Here is an 18,896-nt window from a genome sequence, read left to right on the forward strand (position 1 = left end):
TACCGACGTACGCAAGATCTACCCATTCACGGCGTGTACACAAGACTTCGCGTGAATCGTGTTGACTCGGTTCACACGCTCTGCTGTTATTGACCCAGCGAACGAGCGGCCCGCGGGAAGAAGGCGGTCGCCCTCTTTCCTCCTGCTCCAGCCTTCACCCGGTCCAGCTCCTACGGGCCACCCGTCCCTCCTTTCACTGTCCCCAGCCGGGCGGCGGTGGCGAAGCGCCGGGGACTACGCCACCGCCGCCCACCCTTCTCAGCCCAGCCCATCTCATTTCCACTCGTTTCAGCCCAGTTCAACTCTGCTCGTCCCCACCATCGCCACCACCACGAAAACCCGGAGGAACTCCCATGCGCCGAAACACACTTGCCGCCCTCTGCCTCACCGCCGCCACCGTCGCAGGGGTCGCCGGCTGCCAGAGCGGCGAGAACAAGGCTTCCGACAAGACGGCCGACAAAACAGCAGGCAAGTCGGCTGCCACCGCAACCGCCGAACCGAAGGACCCCTTCGCCGGGCTGACCGGCGGCGAGATAGTCGATCGGGCGCTGGCGGCCACCTCGGGCGCCTCGTCGCTCCGTATGACGGGCGATGTCCCGGACGACGAGAGCGGCGGGACGATCCGGATCGACATGGCCCTCGACAAGCGGGGCGACTGTGCCGGGACGATGAGCATGAACGGTGAGGGCAAGGCCGATCTCGTGAAGTCCGGCACCACCCTCTACATGAAGTACGACGAGAAGTTCCTGCGGGCGCAGAGCGAGGGTTCGTCGAAGGAGGAGACCGACGGGGTCGTGGCCATGCTGGCCGGGAAATGGACCAAGATGTCCGCGACCGGCTCAGACGCCAAGGACATCGCGGGCTTCTGCGACCTGGACAGCGCGCTCACCGACTTCAAGGACGCCGGGTCGGCAGCCGGCTCCAACGTGACGCGCGGTACCGCGACGACCGTCGGCGGTGCGCCTGCCGCCGTCGTGACGGAGAAGGACGGCAAGGACACGTACACGATGTACGTCGCCAGTGAGGGCAAGCCCTATCTCCTGCGGGTCGACAGCAAGTCGGCGAAGGACCCGGGGACCATCGTCTTCAGCGACTACGACAAGCCCGTCTCGGCCCGGAAGCCCAGCGGCGAGATCCTCGACCTGGACGCACTGGACGGCTGAGCCCCGCCGCCGGAACACCGGACGGACCACTGACCCACTGAACCGCTGACCGACTGAACCACCGGACCACCGGACCACCGGACCACCGGACCACCGGACCACCGGACCACCGGACCACCGGACCACCGCTCACAAGGTGTGCCGCATCCACACGTTGGGCTCCACGTACACCGCGTACCCGTGTCCCACGTCGCACCGCACCGGTGTCAGCGCCCCGGGTACCTCCACCTCGCCGTCGCGGTCGAAGGGCAGGCCCGTCCAGGCGCGCCACTCCTCCAGCGAGGCCGCGACGCACATCGACGCCGGTGCGATGGCGACGATCGTGGCGCCGGCCCGGGCGTGCACACGCAGCCAGGGGTCGTGGGGCAACCCGTCCTCGCGCACCCGGTACGCGTACTCGCTGATCGGTGTCCGTGGTTCCAGGTGCTTGGCACTGGGCCGGACCGGCGCGACGACCTCGCGGAATCCGTGGGCGGCGGCGTTGTCCCGCATCGCCGCGAGCATGCGTCCGGACAGTCCCGCGCCCTGTGCGTGCGGGGAGACGACGATCGAGATCGCGCTCACCGTGTCCGGACGGGTACCGGCGCGCAGGTCCTGGAACGCCCACACCAGGACCTGGTCCCAGCCACGCGCGGGCAGTTCGCCCCCGCTCCGGCCGCCCCGCCCCTCGACGGCGAGCGCGAAGGGCACGCTGTAGGCGTGTGCGACGACCTCACCCCGCTCGTCCTCGGCGAACAGGACGTGTTCCGGGAGTTCGGTGGCGATCCGGTCGTAGTGGGCGTTGCCCGTGAAGTCGTGCAGCATCACCTCCGGCCAGGTGTCGGGCATTTCGACGACCTGCCGGTACATCTCGGGGCGCTCGGCGAGGGACGACACCTTCAGCTCCATGGGCGAAACGGTAACCGGATCCCGCGTCACGCCCCAGCCCCGGGCGGCACCATCCAGCCCCGGGCGGCACATTCCAGCCCGGGGCCGCGCCATTCGAGCCCGGGGGCCGCGCCATTCAAGCCCGACGCCGCACCATTCAGCCGTCCGGCACCTTTCAAGCCCGTCCGGCACCATTCAGCCCGTCCGGCGCTTGAGGACAAGGCCGTTCAGGCCGAAGCGGGGGCCTGGGGGCGGCAGCCCTCAGCAGACGCCCACACCGACGCCGGTTCACCACCCCCGGCAACAAGCCTCAGCTCGCGTGGAACCGCGCGGGCGCCTCCGTCGGGTTGCCTCCGGTCGGCAACTCCTGCCCGGCGCACCCCGACAGCACCTTCTTCATCGCGGTCTTCTCCGCCTCCGTGACCCACAGTTCGTACTTCTTCTTCACGGCGACCTGGTTGGCGACATACGTGCAGCGGTACGCCTTGTTCGGCGGCAGCCAGGTCGCCGTGTCGCCGTCGCCCTTGCTGCGGTTGGTGCTCGCGTCGACGGCACGGAGGTTGAGCGGGTCGTTGGCCAGCGCTATGCGCTTGCTGGCGTCCCAGTACTTGGCGCCCTTCTGCCAGGCGTCCGAGAGCGCGACGATGTGGTCTATGTCGACCTCGCTGCGGCCCCGCGTGAACGTCACGTCCTTGCCGCTGTAGGGGTCCGGATCGAGTTTCCCCGCCGACACCTTGCAGCCGCCGCTGCGGAACCGCACGTCGACCAGGTCCCGTTTGAGGATGTCGTCGCGGGTGTCGCACTTGTTGGAGTCGGTGTCCGCCCACGCGGTGCCGAACCGGTCCCGGTCGTATCCCGTCTTGGGCGCCCGCCCCTTCACGGTCAGCGAGTCGACAGCCGCGAGCGCCGCTCCCCCGCCACTGCCTCCCCCGCCCGCCGCACCGCTCGCGCTCTCCTCGGGCCCTGCGGACCCCAGGCTCTCGCCCTTGCACCCGCCGACGCCGAACGCCACCACGAGTACGACGGCGGCGACGCCCCCACCCCTCAGACACACCACGTTGCGCCCCTCCCCTGCTGCCCGTTCACTGCCCGTTCCCGTCCCCGCCCGCTACTGCCAGTTCCCGCGCTCGCCCGCAGTATTCAGCTGGTCGACAGGCTATCGGCCGGCCTCTCCCCACCACAGGGGCGCCCAACGGCGCTCAAGGGGCGTATTCCGCATACCGGGCGTATCGTCATTGCTGACTCACCTCCGGAAGGAGCTCTGGATGGGCATCCTCGACAAGTTCAAGGACCAGATGCGCGGCAAGACGGGACAGAAGGTCTCCGACGCCGCGGAAAAGAAGGTCAACGAGAAGACGGGCAACAAGTACACGAGCCAGGTCGACGCCGCGCAGCAGCGGATCGAGGGCTCGATGGGCATGGACCGTGATCGCGACAGGCCCGAACAGCCATAGCCCCGGAGGCCCTTGAAGCCTGAGACAAGAAGGCAGAAGCAGCACAAGAAGAAGGAGCCGCCCACAGCCCCCAACGGGCCACGGGCGGCTCCCACTTGGCACTTCCTGACCCTTGTCGCTTCCCGCACCTTGCGACTTCCCGCCCCTACGCGCTCACGATCCCAGGATCGACGTCAGGAACTCCCCGGTCCAGCCGAGCAACTCCCGCCCGACCACCGGCTTTCCGCCCACCTTCGCCGTCTTGGGACGCGGTACGAGGATCTGGTGCGCGTTCGCCTTGATGACCGTCCCCGGATAGAGGCGCTTGAGCCGCAGCTCCTGCGACTCCCTCAACTCCACCGGCGTGAAGCGGATGTTGGTGCCCTGGAGCACGATGTCACCAACCCCGCAGGCCCGCGCGAGCATCCGCAGCCCCGCCACCAGCAGCAGGTTCTCGACCGGCTCGGGCAACTTGCCGTAGCGGTCGACGAGTTCCTCCCGTACGGCCTTGATGTCGGCCTCGGTGTTGGCGGAGGCGATGGCTCGGTAGGCCGCGAGGCGCAGGCGCTCGCCGGGGGCGTAGTCGTGCGGGACGTGGGCGTCGACCGGGAGCTCGATCTTGACGTCGAGCTGCGGCTCCTCCTCCACCCCGCCCTCCAGTGATGCCCGGTAGTCCGCGACGGCCTCGCCGACCATCCGTACGTAGAGGTCGAAGCCGACTCCCGCGATGTGCCCGGACTGTTCGCCGCCGAGGAGGTTTCCGGCGCCGCGGATTTCGAGGTCCTTCATGGCGACGTACATGCCCGCGCCCATCTCCGTGTGCTGGGCGATGGTCGCCAGCCGCTCGTGGGCGGTCTCGGTCAGGGGCTTCTCCGGGGGGTACAGGAAGTACGCGTACCCGCGCTCCCGCCCGCGCCCGACTCGCCCGCGCAGCTGGTGGAGTTGGGACAGGCCGAAGTTGTCTCCGCGCTCCACGATGAGGGTGTTGGCGTTGGAGATGTCGATGCCGGACTCGACGATCGTCGTCGACACGAGGACGTCGTACCGCTTCTCCCAGAAGTCGACGACGACCTGCTCCAGCGCCTGCTCGGACATCTGGCCGTGGGCGGTCGCGATCCGTGCCTCGGGGACGATCTCCCGCAGCCGGGCCGCCGCGCGGTCGATGGACTCGACACGGTTGTGGATGTAGAAGACCTGGCCCTCGCGCAGGAGTTCGCGGCGGATCGCGGCGCCGATCTGCTTCTCCTCGTACGGTCCGACGAAGGTCAGCACCGGGTGGCGTTCCTCCGGCGGGGTGGTGATCGTCGACATCTCGCGGATGCCGGTGACCGCCATTTCGAGCGTACGGGGGATGGGGGTGGCGGACATCGTCAGCACGTCGACGTTGGCGCGCAGCTTCTTCAGCTGTTCCTTGTGCTCGACGCCGAACCGCTGTTCCTCGTCGACGATGACGAGCCCGAGGTCCTTGAACCTGGTCTCGGAGGAGAACAGGCGGTGGGTGCCGATGACGACGTCCACCGAGCCCTCGCGCAGGCCCTCCAGGGTGGCCTTCGCCTCGGTCTCCGTCTGGAAGCGGCTCAACGCCCTGACGTTGACCGGGAATTGGGAGTAGCGCTCGCCGAAGGTGCCGAAGTGCTGCTGTACGAGGAGAGTCGTGGGGACGAGGACGGCGACCTGCTTGCCGTCCTGGACGGCCTTGAAGGCGGCGCGGACGGCGATCTCCGTCTTGCCGTAGCCGACGTCGCCGCAGATCAGGCGGTCCATCGGGACCGTCTTCTCCATGTCGTCCTTGACCTCGGCGATCGTGGTCAGCTGGTCGGGCGTCTCCACGTACGGGAAGGCGTCCTCCAGCTCGCGCTGCCAGGGCGTGTCGGGCCCGAAGGCGTGCCCGGGGGCCGCCATGCGGGCGCTGTACAGCTTGATGAGGTCGGCGGCGATCTCCTTGACGGCCTTCTTGGCGCGCGCCTTGGTCTTCGTCCAGTCGGCGCCGCCGAGCCGGTGGAGGGTGGGTGCCTCGCCGCCGACGTACTTGGTGATCTGTTCGAGCTGGTCGGTGGGGATGTAGAGGCGGTCGCCGGGCTGGCCGCGCTTGGCGGGCGCGTACTCGACCACGAGGTACTCGCGGGTCGCGCCCTGCACGGTCCGCTGGACCATCTCGATGTACCGGCCCACACCGTGCTGCTCGTGCACGATGTAGTCGCCGGTTTCGAGGGTGAGCGGGTCGATGGTCTTGCGGCGCCGGGCGGGCATGCGGGCGCCGTCCTTGCCGGCGGCCTTCTGCCCGGTGAGGTCGGTCTCGGTCAGTACGGCGAGCTTCAGTTTCGTGTCGACGAACCCGAAGTCGATCGAGCCGCACGCCACCTGCACGACGGAGGGGGTCAGCGAGGTCAGGTCCGCCTCCAGGCGGGCCGCGATGCCCTCGCCGCCCAGCACCTCGACCGTACGGGCGGCCGGGCCGTGCGCCTCCGTGACGAACACCGTGCGCCAGCCGTCCGCGAGCCAGCCCTTGGTGTCGGCGAGCGCCTTCGCGGTGTCCCCGCGGTAGGTCTCGGGCGCGTGCATGCCCAGCTTGAGCGTGTCCGCCGTCGCGTCGGCGGCGAAGGAATCCGTCAGCTCCTCGTCGGCGGCGAACGGCGACACCGACCACCACATCATGTCCAGCTCGCGGGCCCGGTCCCGGACGTCGGCGATGGACCACAGGGAGGCCGCGCCGACGTCGATGGGCGCCTCGCCGCCGCCCGCGGTGGCCGCCCAGGACGCCTGAAGGAACTCCTGGCTGGTCGCCACCAGGTCGGCGGCCCGCGTCCGCACCCGCTCCGGGTCGCACACGACGGCCATGGACCCCTTGGGCAGGACGTCGAGCAGCAGTTCCATGTCGTCGACGAGCACGGGGGCGAGGGACTCCATGCCCTCGACCGCGATCCCCTCGGCGATCTTGCCGAGCAGCTCACCGAGCTCCGGATGAGCCTCGGCGAGCGCCGCGGCCCGCTCCCGCACCTCCTCCGTGAGCAGCAGTTCGCGGCAGGGCGGTGCCCACAGTCCGTGCGCGGCGACTTCGAGGGAGCGCTGGTCGGCGACCTTGAAGTAGCGGATCTCCTCGATGTCGTCGCCCCAGAACTCCACCCGCAGGGGGTGCTCCTCGGTGGGCGGGAACACGTCGAGGATGCCGCCGCGTACGGCGAACTCGCCGCGCTTCTCGACCAGCTCGACGCGCGAGTACGCGGCGGCGGCCAGCGCCTCGACGACCGTGCCCAGATCGGCGGTCCGACCGGTGCGCAGCGCGACCGGCTCCAGCTCTCCGAGCCCCTTGACCTGCGGCTGGAGTACGGAGCGGACGGGGGCCACGACGACCGACACCGGGCCGGTCTCCGGGTCGTCGGCGCGGGGGTGCGTGAGGCGGCGCAGTACGGCGAGGCGGCGGCCCACGGTGTCGCTGCGGGGGGACAGCCGCTCGTGCGGGAGGGTCTCCCAGGCCGGGTACTCGGCGACCGTGTCCGGCGGCAGCAGCGATCTGAGGGCGGCGGCGAGATCCTCGGCCTCCCGCCCGGTCGCGGTGACGGCCAGCACCGGGCGCCCGGACTCGCGGGCCAGCGCGGCCACGGCGAAGGGGCGCGCGGCGGGTGGTCCGACCAGGTCGACGTGCATACGGTTGCCGTCGCCGGCGGCCTTGATCGCTTCCGCGAGGGCGGCGTCCTTGACTACGACGTCGAGCAGACCGTGCAGGCTCATGATGGGGCTTTCGTGAGGAGCGTGAAGGGCGTGAGGGGTGGGCAACGCGAGCCGCCCGACACGTCTGACGGGCCGGGGGGGTGTCCAGCGTACGACGCCGCACGGACAGGCGCGGCGCCTGTGGGCAACGTACGGCGCATCGGCCCCTCCGGGGGGTCCGGTCGCCGCAAACCCGTTTTCCGCCCACCTGTCCCCACCGCTTCGGCAGCGCAGGCCCGCATCAGCGGACCGGGGACTCTACTCGTGGACACCTCGACACTCGTGGACACCTCGACGTGCTGTACGAGGCCGTCGTCGGTTTCGTCGTCCTCTTCGGCTTCGCCGGTCCCGGCGAATAGCTGCTCGGAGAGGGAAATTACCGGCGGCTCAGTGGTTCGATCCACGTGCCGATTGCAGTAGCTATGCAAACACCATGAACAGAGTCCACATGATCCCAGCGACAACCGGAATCAGGTACGCCAGCAGGAGTTTGGATTCCATACCCGATGCACGCGCATAAGAGACCGTGTCGGCGTAATCGGGCAGCCGGTCCTCAGCACGGCGTTCCACTCGTCGAGCGAATCGCAATTGCCGATGAGCCATATAGAACCAGGAGCCCGAGGTGACGAGACCGAACGCGGCGAGCACCCGCAGTACGGGTAGGTAGTCGTCGGGACCGTTGTTGCTGCCTGAGGACAACAGGGCTGTGTAGGCGACGATGAGGAGCGACTCGGCAAGCAGGAAAACATTGCCGATCTGGAACACCATCCCGCCTTCGTAGATCACTTGTTCCCACAAGCGGGCATCTTCGGCTCGACGCTGCTCGTCATCCTCCGGGGTCGACATACGACGGGTTTGCCCACCTCGGCATGGAACATGCTCCTCCGGTGGGTCGGCGGGACCGGTTCTTCTCGACGCAAATTTGATGCGAGTGGCCGCGAAAGACCGCCGTAACCTGACTCCCGCCAAGTCACCCCGGCACGAAGCCCGGCGCCAAGGAGCCCACAGACTCCCCGACGCCGGGCCCACCCCCGTTCCCCCGTTCCCCCGTCCCCTGGGCCGGTCAGTCCGTAGCTATAGCGTTCAGCACATTCATCCGCCCCGCCCGGAACGCCGGCACCAGTGCCGCGAACAACCCCACGAACGCCGAGCCGACGAACACGCCGCCGATCGTCACCCACGGAATCTCCAGCACCTTCAGGCCCTCCAGCGCCAGCAACTGCTGGGCCGTCGCGCCCCAGCCCATTCCCAGGCCGAGGCCGAGCAGTGCGCCGAAGAGGGCGATCACCACGGACTCCATCCGGATCATCCGGCGCAGCTGGCGCCGCGACAGACCGATCGCCCGCATCAGGCCGATCTCCCGCGTCCGCTCCACCACCGACAGCGCCAGCGTGTTGACCACGCCCAGGACCGCCACGACGATCGCCAGGGCGAGCAGACCGTAGACCATGTTCAGGAGCTGACCGATCTGGTCCTTCAGCTCCTGCTTGTAGTCGGTCTGGTCGCGGACCTGGTACTGCGGGTAGGGGTCGAAGGCCTTCTTCAGCGCCGCGTAGGCCGCCTTCTCCTGGCCCTTCTTCGCCGAGGCGAACATCAGGCTGCTCGGCGGAACCTTGTCGGCGGGCAGGTACTTCTCCGTCGTCGCGATGGACAGGTACTGCGAGCCCTTGTCGATGGCCACGTCGTCGTCCGTGATCGCGGCGACCCTGAGCCGCGCCGTCGAGCCGCCCTTGAAGGCGACGGTCATCGTGTCGCCGACCTTCACCCCGTGGTCCTTGGCGTACCCGGAGCCCACCGACATCGCGTCCTTGCCGTACGCGGCGCCCAGCGTGCCCGAGATGGTGGTGCGCCGCAGGTCGGAGGCGTACGTCGGGTCGGCGGCCGTCAGTTCGGTCTTCTCGGCCCTGCCGTCGGGCGGGGTCAGGGTGACCTCGACCTCCTTGTAGCGGGTGACGTGGGTCAGGCCGGGCGTGCGCCGCATCGCCTGTTCCGCCTGCGGCACGATCCGCTGGTTGCCCTCGACGATGAAGTCCGCGCCGACCGACGCGTCCAGCTCGCTCGTCGCCGAGGCGACCATCGACGAGCCGACCACCGAGAGGCAGGCGACCAGGGCCAGGCCGATCATCAGGGCGGCGCCGGTGGCACCGGTCCGGCGCGGGTTGCGCAGGGCGTTGCGCTCGGCGAGGCGGCCGACGGGGCCGAAGCCCCGCAGCAGTACGGCGCTGAGCATCCGTACGACAGCGCCCGCGAGGAGCGGGCCGATGATGACGAACCCGAGGAGCGTGAGTACAACTCCCGCGCCGAGGACCAGTGAACCGTCGCTGGCCTTGTCGGCGGTGGCGGCCAGGTAGAGGGCGTAGCCGCCCGCGCCTGTCAGCAGCAGGCCGATGAGACCCCGTACGAGGCCCGCCCTGCCGTCGGCCGGGGTGCCGGCGTCGCGGAGTGCGGCCATCGGGGAGACCTTGCCCGCGCGCCGGGCGGGGAGGTAGGCGGCGAGGACGGTGACGACGACGCCGAGGACGAGGCCGATCACCGGGGTGGTCGCCTTGACGGTGAGGTCGTCGGTGGAGAGGTTCATGCCGGCCATCGACATCAGCTTCATGAGGCCGATCGCGATGCCGACCCCCGCGCCGACCCCGAGGACCGATCCGACGAAGCCGAGCAGCAGCGCCTCCACCAGCACCGACCGGTTGACCTGCTTGCGGGAGGAGCCGATCGCCCGCATCAGGCCGATCTCGCGGGTCCGCTGGGCGACGAGCATCGAGAAGGTGTTGATGATCAGGAAGATGCCGACCAGGAACGCGATCCCGGCGAAGCCGAGCATGGCGTACTTGATGACGTTCATGAACTCGCCGACGCCTTCACGGCTCTCGTCGGAGAACTCCTTCTGCGTCTGCACCTTGAACGCGCCACCGTCCGCGAGGGTCCGGGTGACGTTCTGCTTGAGCCGCGTGTCGGTGACCCCGTCGGCCGCCGTGACGTTGAGCTGGGTGAACCGGCCGGTGGCGCCCAGGAGTTCACGCTGTGCGGTGGCGGTGTCGAAGTAGACGACGGCCGCGCCGGGGTTGGTCACCTTGAAGGTCGCGATGCCGACGATCCGCGCGGAGATGTCACCGGTCTGAGTGATGGTACGAAGCTCGTCACCCATTTTCAGGTGGTGCTTGTCGGCGGTGTCGGCGTCGACCATCACCTCGGTGGGCCCGCGTGGTGCGTGGCCGCTGGTGATCTCCATCGAACGCAGGTCGTTGCGCGTCCAGTTGCCCGCGATGGTCGGAGCCCCGGTACTGGACCCCATGTTCTCGTTCTCGCTGTCGACGACGGTCACGTTCATCGAACTGACCGCGCCCTCGGCCGACTTGACGCCCTGGGCCTGCTGAGCCTTCGCCAGTACGGAGGCCGGCAGCGACTCGGGCACCCCGTTCTGTGGGGTGTCGTCGTTCTTGGCCGCCTTCGGCGACACCGTGACGTCGGGGGAGGTGACCGAGAAGAGCTTGTCGAACGTCGTGTTCATGGTGTCGGTGAAGACGAGAGTCCCGCACACGAACGCCACCGACAGCAGCACGGCCACCGCCGACAGGGCCATCCGGCCCTTGTGCGCGAAGAAGTTGCGCATCGAGGTCTTGAGCACAGTCATGACGTACGCCCCCGCGCGTCGAAGTCCTTCATACGGTCGAGAACGCTGTCGGCGGTCGGCCGGAACATCTCGTCGACGATCCGTCCGTCGGCCAGGTACAGCACGCGGTCCGCGTACGAGGCGGCCACCGGGTCGTGCGTGACCATCACGATGGTCTGGCCGAGCTCGTCGACGGACCGCCGGAGGAAGCCCAACACCTCAGCACCCGCACGGGAGTCGAGGTTTCCGGTCGGCTCGTCGCCGAAGATGATCTCGGGCCGCGCGGCCAACGCCCTTGCCACGGCGACGCGTTGCTGCTGGCCGCCGGAGAGCTGGTTGGGCCGGTGCTTGAGCCGGTCCTTGAGCCCGACGGTCTCGACGACCTGCGCCAGCCAGCCCTTGTCCGGCTTACGGCCCGCGATGTCCATGGGCAGCGTGATGTTCTCCAGCGCGCTGAGCGTCGGCAGCAGGTTGAACGCCTGGAAGATGAACCCGATCCGGTCCCGGCGCAGTCGCGTCAGCTTCTTGTCCTTGAGCCCGGTGATCTCGGTGTCGTCGAGGTAGATCTGTCCGGACGTCACGGTGTCGAGGCCGGCGAGGCAGTGCATGAGGGTGGACTTGCCGGAGCCCGAGGGCCCCATGATCGCGGTGAACTGCCCCCGCGCGATGTCCACGTCCACGGCGTCCAGGGCGACGACGCGGGTCTCACCGGACCCGTACGCCTTCACGACCTGCCGCGCCCGAGCGGCAACGGCCGTACGCCCTCCAGTGCCCCCGTGCCTGGTGATGGTTGCAGCCGATGTCACGGTATGTCTCCTAAGTCGGTCACTGCTAGGGCGCACTGACACCCTGGCGATACGTCGGTCCGCGTCGCTCCGCGCTCTTGCTCCGCGGTATGTCCATGAGTCTGCTGGTGGGAGGGGGTCCCGGTCTCTGGTGCCCAGCGCAGTCTTCTGCGGGGGAAAACCCCACCCCCGAAGTTCAGGAACGCCGTCCCCAGCGGCGTAAAGCCAGGTTAAGGACGACCCATGCCCCGTCTCGTCCTCCGTCGGTACGAACCCTCCCCGAGCCGTAGTAAGGAGGTACCCCTAAGGGCTGTCCACCCCTCGGTGGAGCGGGTCTCGGGGTCGCCTCCACCCTTCGCCCCGGCCACGCTCCACCCTCCCGCCGGGTGAGGGTCAAGTGGCAGAGTGGTCGCCGGAAGATAGATGCAGGGGGAAAGGAACCCGGTGGACAGCAGCAGCCGCCGTACGGAACCCGCGGTACCGGCGACACCCGGCGCGGTGCGGCGTACCGGAACCGGGAAGCGGGGAGCCGTCGTCGCCGCGCTGATGCTCGCGATGGCGCTGGCCGCGCTCGACTCCACCATCGTGGCCACCGCCGTACCGCAGATCGTCGGCGACCTCGGCGGCTTCTCCGTCTTCTCCTGGCTGTTCTCGGGCTACCTGCTGGCCGTCACGGTCACCCTCCCGGTGTACGGCAAGCTCTCCGACACCTTCGGCCGCAAACCGGTCCTGATAGCGGGTGCGGCCCTCTTCCTCCTCGGCTCACTGCTCTGCGCGCTGGCCTGGAACATGGGCGCGCTGATCGCGTTCCGGATCATCCAGGGCCTGGGCGGCGGCGCCCTCCAGGGCACGGTCCAGACCCTGGCCGCCGACCTCTACCCGCTCGAACAACGCCCCAAGATCCAGGCCAAGTTGTCGACCGTATGGGCGACCGCGGCAGTGGCGGGCCCCGCGGTGGGCGGGGTGCTGGCGGCCTACGCGGGCTGGCGCTGGATCTTCCTCGTCAACCTCCCCGTCGGCGCGGTGGCGATGTGGCTCCTGGCCCGCCACCTCCACGAACCCGAGCGCGACACCTCCGGCCCCCGCCCGCGCGTCGACTGGGCGGGCGCGCTGGCGGTGTTCGCGTGCGGCGGCGTACTCCTGACGGCCCTCGTCCAGGGCGGCGTGGCCTGGCCCTGGCTGTCGCTGCCCTCAACCGCCTTCTTCGGTACGGGACTTGCCCTGGTGTTCCTCGTGGTCGCGATCGAACGCCGGGCGGCGGAGCCGATCATCCCCGGATGGGTGTGGCGGCGCCCCACGATCGCGGCGGTCAACCTGGCCCTGGGCGCCCTGGGCCTGCTGATGGTGGCCCCGACGGTGTTCCTGCCGACGTACGCCCAGTCGGTGCTGGGCCTGGCCCCGATCGCGGCCGGATTCGTGCTGTCCGTATGGACGTTGAGCTGGCCGGTGTCGGCGGCGCTGAGCCAGCACGTGTACCGCAGGATCGGCTTCCGGAACACGGCGATGCTAGGCATCGGCGCGGCGGCCCTGATCCTGCTGGCGTTCCCCTTCCTCCCGTACCCGGGCTCCGCCTGGCAGCCCACGCTCCTGATGCTGCTGCTCGGCGGCGCCCTGGGACTCTTCCAACTCCCCCTGATAGTGGGCGTCCAGTCGACGGTCGGCTGGTCGGAACGCGGCACGGCGACGGCGTCGGTGCTCTTCTGCCGTCAGACCGGCCAGACGATCGGCGCCGCCCTGTTCGGCGCGGTGGCCAACGGCGTCCTCGCGTCCCGGCTGGGCGGCGCGAGCGACCTGGACTCGGTGACCCGGACACTGGGCACGGGCGCCGCACCGGAGGCGACCCGCCGGGCCATCGCGGAGGCGGTGCACGCGGTGTACTTCGGGGCGGCGGGCGCGGCGGCACTGGCCTTCGTGGCGCTGCTGGCACTGGCGCCGCGGCGGTTCCCGGTCCTCGACACCCCGTAGTCCTCGTAGTCCTCAGCCGGCACCCTCAGCGGGCACCCGCAGCGGCTCTCATTCGGCCGCCGCCCGCCCCGTCAGCGTGGTCAGGCTGCTCCGTACGTGGTCCATGTGGGCCTGGACGTCGTCCCACTCCTCCCCGTGCTCCCGCAGCACGCGCTCCGTCTCGCGGGCGATGCGGTCCTCCTGGAGGCGAGCCCCGGCGAGGAGTTCGGCGGCGCGAACCCGTGCGTCGTCGTCGCTGCGCCGGACCGACTCCTCAGCCTCCGCGAGGGCCCTCTTCGCCTCGGACAGCGCGGCCTCGGCCGCCGCCACCTGCTCCATGTGCCGTGCCTCCAGGGCGACTTCACGCTCGGCGACAACCCGTTCCTGCTCGGCCCACCGTTCGGCGTACTCCTTCTCCTGCTCGGCGAGCAGCCCGGAGGTCCGCAGCCGCATCTCGCGCAGTGCGGCCAGCGCCTCCCCCCGCCCCTCCTTGACCTCCCGCCGGGCACCGATCCGGATCTCGTCGGCCTCCGCGCGGGCGGCGAGCAGCAGATGCCGGGCACGCTCCTCGGCCTCACCGCGCACGGTCTCGGCGGCAGCCTCCGCCGCCTCCCGCAGGGCGTCCGCGCGGGCCTCGGCAGCCGCGATCAGCTGCCGCACCTCGCTGCGCCCGCGCTCCCGCACGGCGCCGGCCTCCTCGACACCCAACTCCCAGAGCTGCCGGGCGCGCTCGCCGAGACTCTCGTACGTCTGCGGGGCGAGCCGCGCGACGGTCTCCCGCAGCCGCGCGGACTCCGCCTCCATGTCTCTGGCGAGCACGGTCAGCCGTGCGGCCCGCTCCCAGGCGGAGTCCCGTTCCGCGGAGAGCACGGCTGCGAACGCGTCGACCTGATCGGGCCGGTAACCGCGCCCCCGTCCGGCCCCGAAACCGGCCACGAAACCGTGCGACGTCGCTGCGCTGCTCATCCGGCAACCCCTCTCCGCGTACGAAGTAATGATTTCGCGCACATCTTGATGGATTGAGGTGAAATGTGCCTAACGCGACACTCCGGGCCGGGTCACGGCCGGTACGAGGGATCAGTACGGCGGATCGGCACAGCAGGGAGGGGGGCGGGTGGCCGTACGGCCACCCGCCCCCCTCCCTGCTGTCCTCAACGGGTCAGAGCAACCCGTCCCACATCTCCTCCAGCAGCACCGACCACCAGCTCTCCGGCGAGCCGAGCGCCGCCGGGTCGAGGGAGGCGAGCTGGGCCTGGAAGTCGACCGTCCAGCGGCCCGCCTGCTCCTGGTTGAGCCCGTAGCGCAGCCGCCACATACGGCCGAGCAGCGCGAGACAGCGCGCGAACTCGGGCAGCCCCGTGTTCACGAACTGCGGCGGTACGGGCGCCCCACCGGGCCCCGCCTCCACGGGCACCGCGACGATGTTCGCCGTCCCGTACTGCACGCAGATCGCCTTGCCGAAGTCACTGCCCATCACGAGGTACGACCCGGCGTCCGCCGCCGGCCGCACCCCGCGCTCCTGCGCCAGCTCGGCGAGGGTCGGCACCGGCCGCCCCGGCTGGGCCTGCGCCCAGAAGAACGGCCCCATGTCGGCCGGCAGCCCGGCGACGACCAACGTGTGCGCCACGACCGGCGGCACCCCCTGCCGCGACACCGCCGCCTGGTCGAACCGGAACACCCCGGGCCCGAACGCGGCGGCCATCTCCTGCGCGACCCCCTCCGGGGGGATCGGCGGCGCGGTCTGCACGGGCGGCAGCGGCGTACGCACCGGCCCCGGGCGCGCCGGACCGTCCGCCACCTGGTGCAACTCACCCTGATGTGCGAGGAGTTGAGCCATGCCCTGCTGACGACTGGCGTGATCGGTGCCGTAGGGGGCGATGCTGGTGATCCGGGCGTTGGGCCACTGTTCGCGGATCATGCGGGCGCAGTAGGCACCCGGCAGTTCACAGCTCTCCAACTCGGTGTGGAGTTCGAGGACCTGATCCGGCGGAATGCTCATCGCCCGCAGCTCATGGAAGATCTGCCACTCCGGATGCGGCGTCCCCGGCGCGGACCGCCGGATCACCTGCTGCTCGGACCCGTCGGGCGCCCGGTAACGAAGAACGGCCTGATAACCGGGCCCGACCGTGGGCTGACCGGGCGGCGGATAGCCGTACGAGGGCTGCTGGGGGCCCGGCGGAGGAGGCGGCGCGGAGAGGCTGGGGGCGGGCGGCGGCGGAAACCCGGGGACATGTGCCCCCGGGCCGGGAGCGGCCAAACCGGGTACGGGCCGACCGCCGGGCGCGGGCATACCCGGCACGGGCTGACCGGTCGGCGCGGGCATGCCGGGCACCGGCCGACCGCCGGGGGGCGGGGGCGTCGCGCCCGGGGCGCCAGGACCGCCGTGGGCACCGGGACCGCCGGCAGTGCCCGAAGCGCCGGGGAAGCCCGGGGCACCAGGCGGGCCGGGAGGGCCGGGCACACCGGCGTTCGGGGGCGGCGGGGGCACGCCGGGGCCGCCGACCGGAGGACCGGCCAGCATGGTCTCGGCGCGGTGCACGGCCCCAGGGACACCGGGAGCACCGGGAGCACCGGGAGCACCGGGAGCACCGGGAGCACCGGGAGCACCGGGAGCGGACGGTGCGCCTGGGCCACCGGACCCACCGGGCATGCCGTGCACACCGGGCATGCCGTGCACACCGGGTACGCCGGGGGCACCCGGAGGCTGGGGAGCACCCGGGACACCCGGAGCGCCGGGCGGCCGGGGCGCGTTGGGGGCGCCGCCCCGGTGGGGGTCGGCGAACATGGTCGCGGCCTGGTGGACGCCGTCCGGAGGGGTACCCCCGGGCGGGTTGGGAGCACCGGGCGGACGCGGTCCGCCAAGGGCACCCGGAGCGCCGGGCGGACCCGGAGGCAGCGGAGCGCCGGGCGGATTCGCCGCACCAGGAGGCTGAGGAGCACTGGACACACCGAGACGGCCGGACCCACCCGGGGTACCCGGCGCACCCGGCTTGCTCGGCGCACCGGGGGCACCCGGCCCCTGGCCCGCACCCGGAACCCCGGGGGCCGCCGGAGGCTGGGGCACGCCGGGTCCCGCGGGCCCGGAGAACATCGTCGCGGCCTGATGGACGCCCTCAGGACGCGCACCCGCAGGCGGGTGGGGAGCACCGGAGCCTGGAGCACCAACCCCCGCCGCCCCGTCGGCTCCGACACCACCGTCGGCCTCCAGCGCCGACACGAACTGCGTAGGCACGTATCCGCCCGCGGGGCCGGAACCAGGTCCCGGCGGCGGAGGAGGCCCAACTCCCGGACGGGCACCCAGAGTTCCCGGCGTACCCGGTGGAGGCGGAGCGCTCGCGCCCCGGGCACCGCGCGGCGGCGGTGCCTTGCTGGTCGCCGCGTCGGCGATCTCGCCGGCGTTGGGAGCGAGCGCACGCTCCGGCGAGCCCGGCCCGCCGGGCACACCCTGCGGATACCCGTACGAGGGCCCACCCGCACCCTGCGGATACCCGTACCCCGGAGCCCCCGAAGCCCCCGGACCGCCGTTGAAGGCATCCCGGGAACGCGGAACGTCGTCGCGGTCCTCGTCACCCAGCGGCGGCGCGAACACCGTCGCCGGCAGCGGCACGGAACGGTCCTCGCCCGCGTCCACGCCGGTCGTGTCGGTCCCGGTCCACGGCGTGGCCCCCGCAGGCGGCACCGCGTCCACCGGCGCCCCGCCCGAAGAGGCCACGGAAACCGACGGGGACGGCGGCGCCGCCGAATCCGCCCGCCGGTCGGGAAGCCCCAGCTTGTCCGCCGCCTCCTGCAACCACTCCGGCGGAGTCAGCAGGAACGACGTCTGGTTCAGGTCCAGCCGGGCCGGAGGCGCCGGTACCGCGTCCTCGACGGAGGCAGCACGGCCGTACTGCTCCTCGTACCGCCGGATCACCTCGCCCACCGGCAGGGCGGGCCACAGGGTGGCCTCACCGCTGTCCCGGGCAAGGACCAGCCGCTGGGCGCCACCGTCCGACCGCGGACCCTCCGCACGATCCTCCGCCCACACCACGAACCCGAGCTCGAACTCCCGTACCCGCACCTCCCGGTGCTGGTACGCCGGCACATCCCCGTTGACCCATTCCTCGGCGCGCTCCTGCGCCTGCGCGAAAGTCACCATCGGTCAGTCACTCCCCCACCGAAGACACCGAAGACGCCCCGGACGCCGCGGACAGCGGCAGCGCACGCGCGAAGCCGCCGTCCACCATCAGGTTCGCCACCGTCTCCAGCTCCGGCGGACTGCCCGCGAGCCGGGACAGGAACTGGTCGAAGTCGTCGCCGCACGGCAGCAGCAGCCGCTGCACCCGGTCGGCCGGCGGCCAGGTCGGATCGACGTCCCGCGCGTCGTCGTACGGGCTGAACCACACCGAACCGAGCCGCTCACCCTTCACCTTCACGGCCAGCAGACCACCCTGCACGAAGCCGACGCACAGATAGTCCTTCGTCAGATGGTCCCGCAGACACTTGTTGACGTACACGAGGTCGTTGACCGCCGCCTCGTCCCGCACCGTGAAGAACGGCTGGTCCAGCAGCAGCCCCAACTCGGCGTCGAGCGCCGCGCCCACCGGCGCACACCCGCCCGCCGCCTTCAGGAACGACCGGTACGCCCCCGGCAGCCGGTAGCCGAGATCCTCCTCGACACCCTGCACCTGCGGCTCCGTCACCGCCACCGCCGACTTCGGCAGCGCGAAGTGCGCCGGCCGCGTCTCCTGCAGGGGCCGCGTACCGCGCTTGTGCTGGTCCACGCCCGAAGTCGCGATCCCACCGTGATGCCGCAGCAGCGCCTTCACCTCGACCGGGACGAGCTCAAGACGCCGCCCGCCGGCTACGTGGTGCCAGGTCCAGCCGTGCGGGGTCGCCACCGCCGGAACCGTGTCCCACAACTCGTGCCCGGACGCGGCGAGCGCCGCGTTCGCCGACACGTAGTCCGTCAGCCGCAACTCGTCGACACCGAAGCCCTCGGGCGGCTCGGCGATCTCCGCCGCCGCACGCGCGTAGAGCGAGAAGTCCGGATAGCCGTGTTCGTCGACCCGCACCCCTCTCGGATGCCGGGTGGCCCGTACCGGATCCGGGAAGTGCACGACCTGCCCGGCATAGGCCGCGTTCGGCGGCACGGCTCGCTGCCCGAGCCGACCTGTCGTCATGGCGGTTGCCCCCTGCGGCGTCCTGTAAGGCCCATACATCAGTACGACCCGTACGTCTGTCACATCACGTCACGACACATCACCCCGTCCCGCCTGTCAGCACATCAGTGCGGACAGCAACCCGGACGGCGCTGCGGATCGCGGCTGCCCGACAGCCTATGCGGTACGCCGACACCGGTCACCGGCACCAGCCACCGGCCCCCCACTTCCGTGACCTGCCGTCA

The 18,896-nt window shown here is 70.8% G+C and carries 12 protein-coding genes; 3 read left to right on the forward strand and 9 right to left on the reverse strand.

Going from position 1 to position 18,896, the window contains the following annotated elements; genetic code table 11:
- The first annotated feature begins 353 nt into the window (after window positions 1-353).
- Complete coding sequence (locus tag OG595_RS16490; RefSeq protein ID WP_329272787.1) at window positions 354-1,163, forward strand: hypothetical protein; 810 nt, start codon at window positions 354-356, stop codon at window positions 1,161-1,163.
- Between the two features lie 129 nt (window positions 1,164-1,292).
- On the opposite strand, the gene OG595_RS16495 is transcribed toward OG595_RS16490, so the two are convergent.
- On the reverse strand, window positions 1,293-2,051 hold the full coding sequence (locus OG595_RS16495) for an N-acetyltransferase (RefSeq protein ID WP_329272789.1): 759 nt from the start codon (window positions 2,049-2,051) through the stop codon (window positions 1,293-1,295).
- A 289-nt stretch (window positions 2,052-2,340) separates the two neighbouring features.
- Window positions 2,341-3,087 carry an HNH endonuclease family protein gene (locus OG595_RS16500; RefSeq protein ID WP_329272791.1) on the reverse strand — a complete coding sequence of 249 codons (747 nt, stop codon included), beginning with the start codon at window positions 3,085-3,087 and terminating at the stop codon, window positions 2,341-2,343.
- A gap of 208 nt (window positions 3,088-3,295) precedes the next feature.
- Here OG595_RS16500 and OG595_RS16505 point away from each other — a divergent pair, with 208 nt between their 5' ends.
- Window positions 3,296-3,484, forward strand: coding sequence for an Rv0909 family putative TA system antitoxin (locus OG595_RS16505; RefSeq protein ID WP_329272793.1), 189 nt, complete (start codon window positions 3,296-3,298; stop codon window positions 3,482-3,484).
- A gap of 153 nt (window positions 3,485-3,637) precedes the next feature.
- Here the strand turns inward: OG595_RS16505 and mfd are convergent, their stop codons facing one another.
- The 4 genes from mfd to OG595_RS16525 form a co-directional block, all read right to left on the reverse strand.
- On the reverse strand, window positions 3,638-7,192 hold the full coding sequence (mfd, locus tag OG595_RS16510) for a transcription-repair coupling factor (protein ID WP_329272794.1): 3,555 nt from the start codon (window positions 7,190-7,192) through the stop codon (window positions 3,638-3,640).
- Window positions 7,193-7,591: 399 nt separating this feature from the next.
- Window positions 7,592-8,017 (reverse strand): RipA family octameric membrane protein, encoded by a 426-nt coding sequence (locus OG595_RS16515; protein WP_329272796.1) that lies wholly within the window; start codon window positions 8,015-8,017, stop codon window positions 7,592-7,594.
- A gap of 217 nt (window positions 8,018-8,234) precedes the next feature.
- On the reverse strand, window positions 8,235-10,805 hold the full coding sequence (locus OG595_RS16520; protein WP_329272798.1) for an ABC transporter permease: 2,571 nt from the start codon (window positions 10,803-10,805) through the stop codon (window positions 8,235-8,237).
- On the reverse strand, window positions 10,802-11,590 hold the full coding sequence (locus OG595_RS16525; RefSeq protein ID WP_329272800.1) for an ABC transporter ATP-binding protein: 789 nt from the start codon (window positions 11,588-11,590) through the stop codon (window positions 10,802-10,804). The genes OG595_RS16520 and OG595_RS16525 overlap by 4 nt, the downstream gene beginning before the upstream one ends.
- A 402-nt stretch (window positions 11,591-11,992) precedes the next feature.
- Between OG595_RS16525 and OG595_RS16530 the strand changes: the two genes are divergently transcribed.
- Window positions 11,993-13,534: an MFS transporter gene (locus tag OG595_RS16530; protein WP_443073053.1), complete on the forward strand. Its 1,542-nt coding sequence runs from the start codon at window positions 11,993-11,995 to the stop codon at window positions 13,532-13,534.
- A 48-nt stretch (window positions 13,535-13,582) separates the two neighbouring features.
- Here the strand turns inward: OG595_RS16530 and OG595_RS16535 are convergent, their stop codons facing one another.
- The 3 genes from OG595_RS16535 to OG595_RS16545 all read right to left on the reverse strand — a co-directional run bounded on the left by OG595_RS16535 (window position 13,583) and on the right by OG595_RS16545 (window position 18,672).
- Entirely contained in the window at window positions 13,583-14,479 is an 897-nt protein-coding gene (locus OG595_RS16535) for a cellulose-binding protein (protein WP_329272802.1), read from the reverse strand.
- Between the two features lie 193 nt (window positions 14,480-14,672).
- Window positions 14,673-17,648: an SUKH-4 family immunity protein gene (locus OG595_RS16540; protein WP_329272803.1), complete on the reverse strand. Its 2,976-nt coding sequence runs from the start codon at window positions 17,646-17,648 to the stop codon at window positions 14,673-14,675.
- 7 nt (window positions 17,649-17,655) lie between these two features.
- The gene (locus OG595_RS16545; RefSeq protein ID WP_329272806.1) at window positions 17,656-18,672 is read right to left on the reverse strand and encodes an SMI1/KNR4 family protein; all 1,017 of its coding nucleotides are present in this window, start codon (window positions 18,670-18,672) and stop codon (window positions 17,656-17,658) included.
- Window positions 18,673-18,896 lie beyond the last annotated feature (224 nt).

This window comes from Streptomyces sp. NBC_01451 (genome assembly GCF_036227485.1).
Lineage (GTDB): Bacteria > Actinomycetota > Actinomycetes > Streptomycetales > Streptomycetaceae > Streptomyces.

What these genes read in the sequence shown, in the direction of transcription:
- OG595_RS16490 (WP_329272787.1), top strand. Translation starts at nt 354, where the DNA reads ATGCGCCGAAACACACTTGCCGCCCTCTGCCTCACCGCCGCCACCGTC.
- OG595_RS16495 (WP_329272789.1), bottom strand. Translation starts at nt 2,051, where the DNA reads ATGGAGCTGAAGGTGTCGTCCCTCGCCGAGCGCCCCGAGATGTACCGG.
- OG595_RS16505 (WP_329272793.1), top strand. Translation starts at nt 3,296, where the DNA reads ATGGGCATCCTCGACAAGTTCAAGGACCAGATGCGCGGCAAGACGGGA.
- mfd (WP_329272794.1), bottom strand. Translation starts at nt 7,192, where the DNA reads ATGAGCCTGCACGGTCTGCTCGACGTCGTAGTCAAGGACGCCGCCCTC.
- OG595_RS16515 (WP_329272796.1), bottom strand. Translation starts at nt 8,017, where the DNA reads ATGTCGACCCCGGAGGATGACGAGCAGCGTCGAGCCGAAGATGCCCGC.
- OG595_RS16520 (WP_329272798.1), bottom strand. Translation starts at nt 10,805, where the DNA reads ATGACTGTGCTCAAGACCTCGATGCGCAACTTCTTCGCGCACAAGGGC.
- OG595_RS16530 (WP_443073053.1), top strand. Translation starts at nt 11,993, where the DNA reads ATGCAGGGGGAAAGGAACCCGGTGGACAGCAGCAGCCGCCGTACGGAA.
- OG595_RS16535 (WP_329272802.1), bottom strand. Translation starts at nt 14,479, where the DNA reads ATGAGCAGCGCAGCGACGTCGCACGGTTTCGTGGCCGGTTTCGGGGCC.
- OG595_RS16540 (WP_329272803.1), bottom strand. Translation starts at nt 17,648, where the DNA reads ATGGTGACTTTCGCGCAGGCGCAGGAGCGCGCCGAGGAATGGGTCAAC.
- OG595_RS16545 (WP_329272806.1), bottom strand. Translation starts at nt 18,672, where the DNA reads ATGACGACAGGTCGGCTCGGGCAGCGAGCCGTGCCGCCGAACGCGGCC.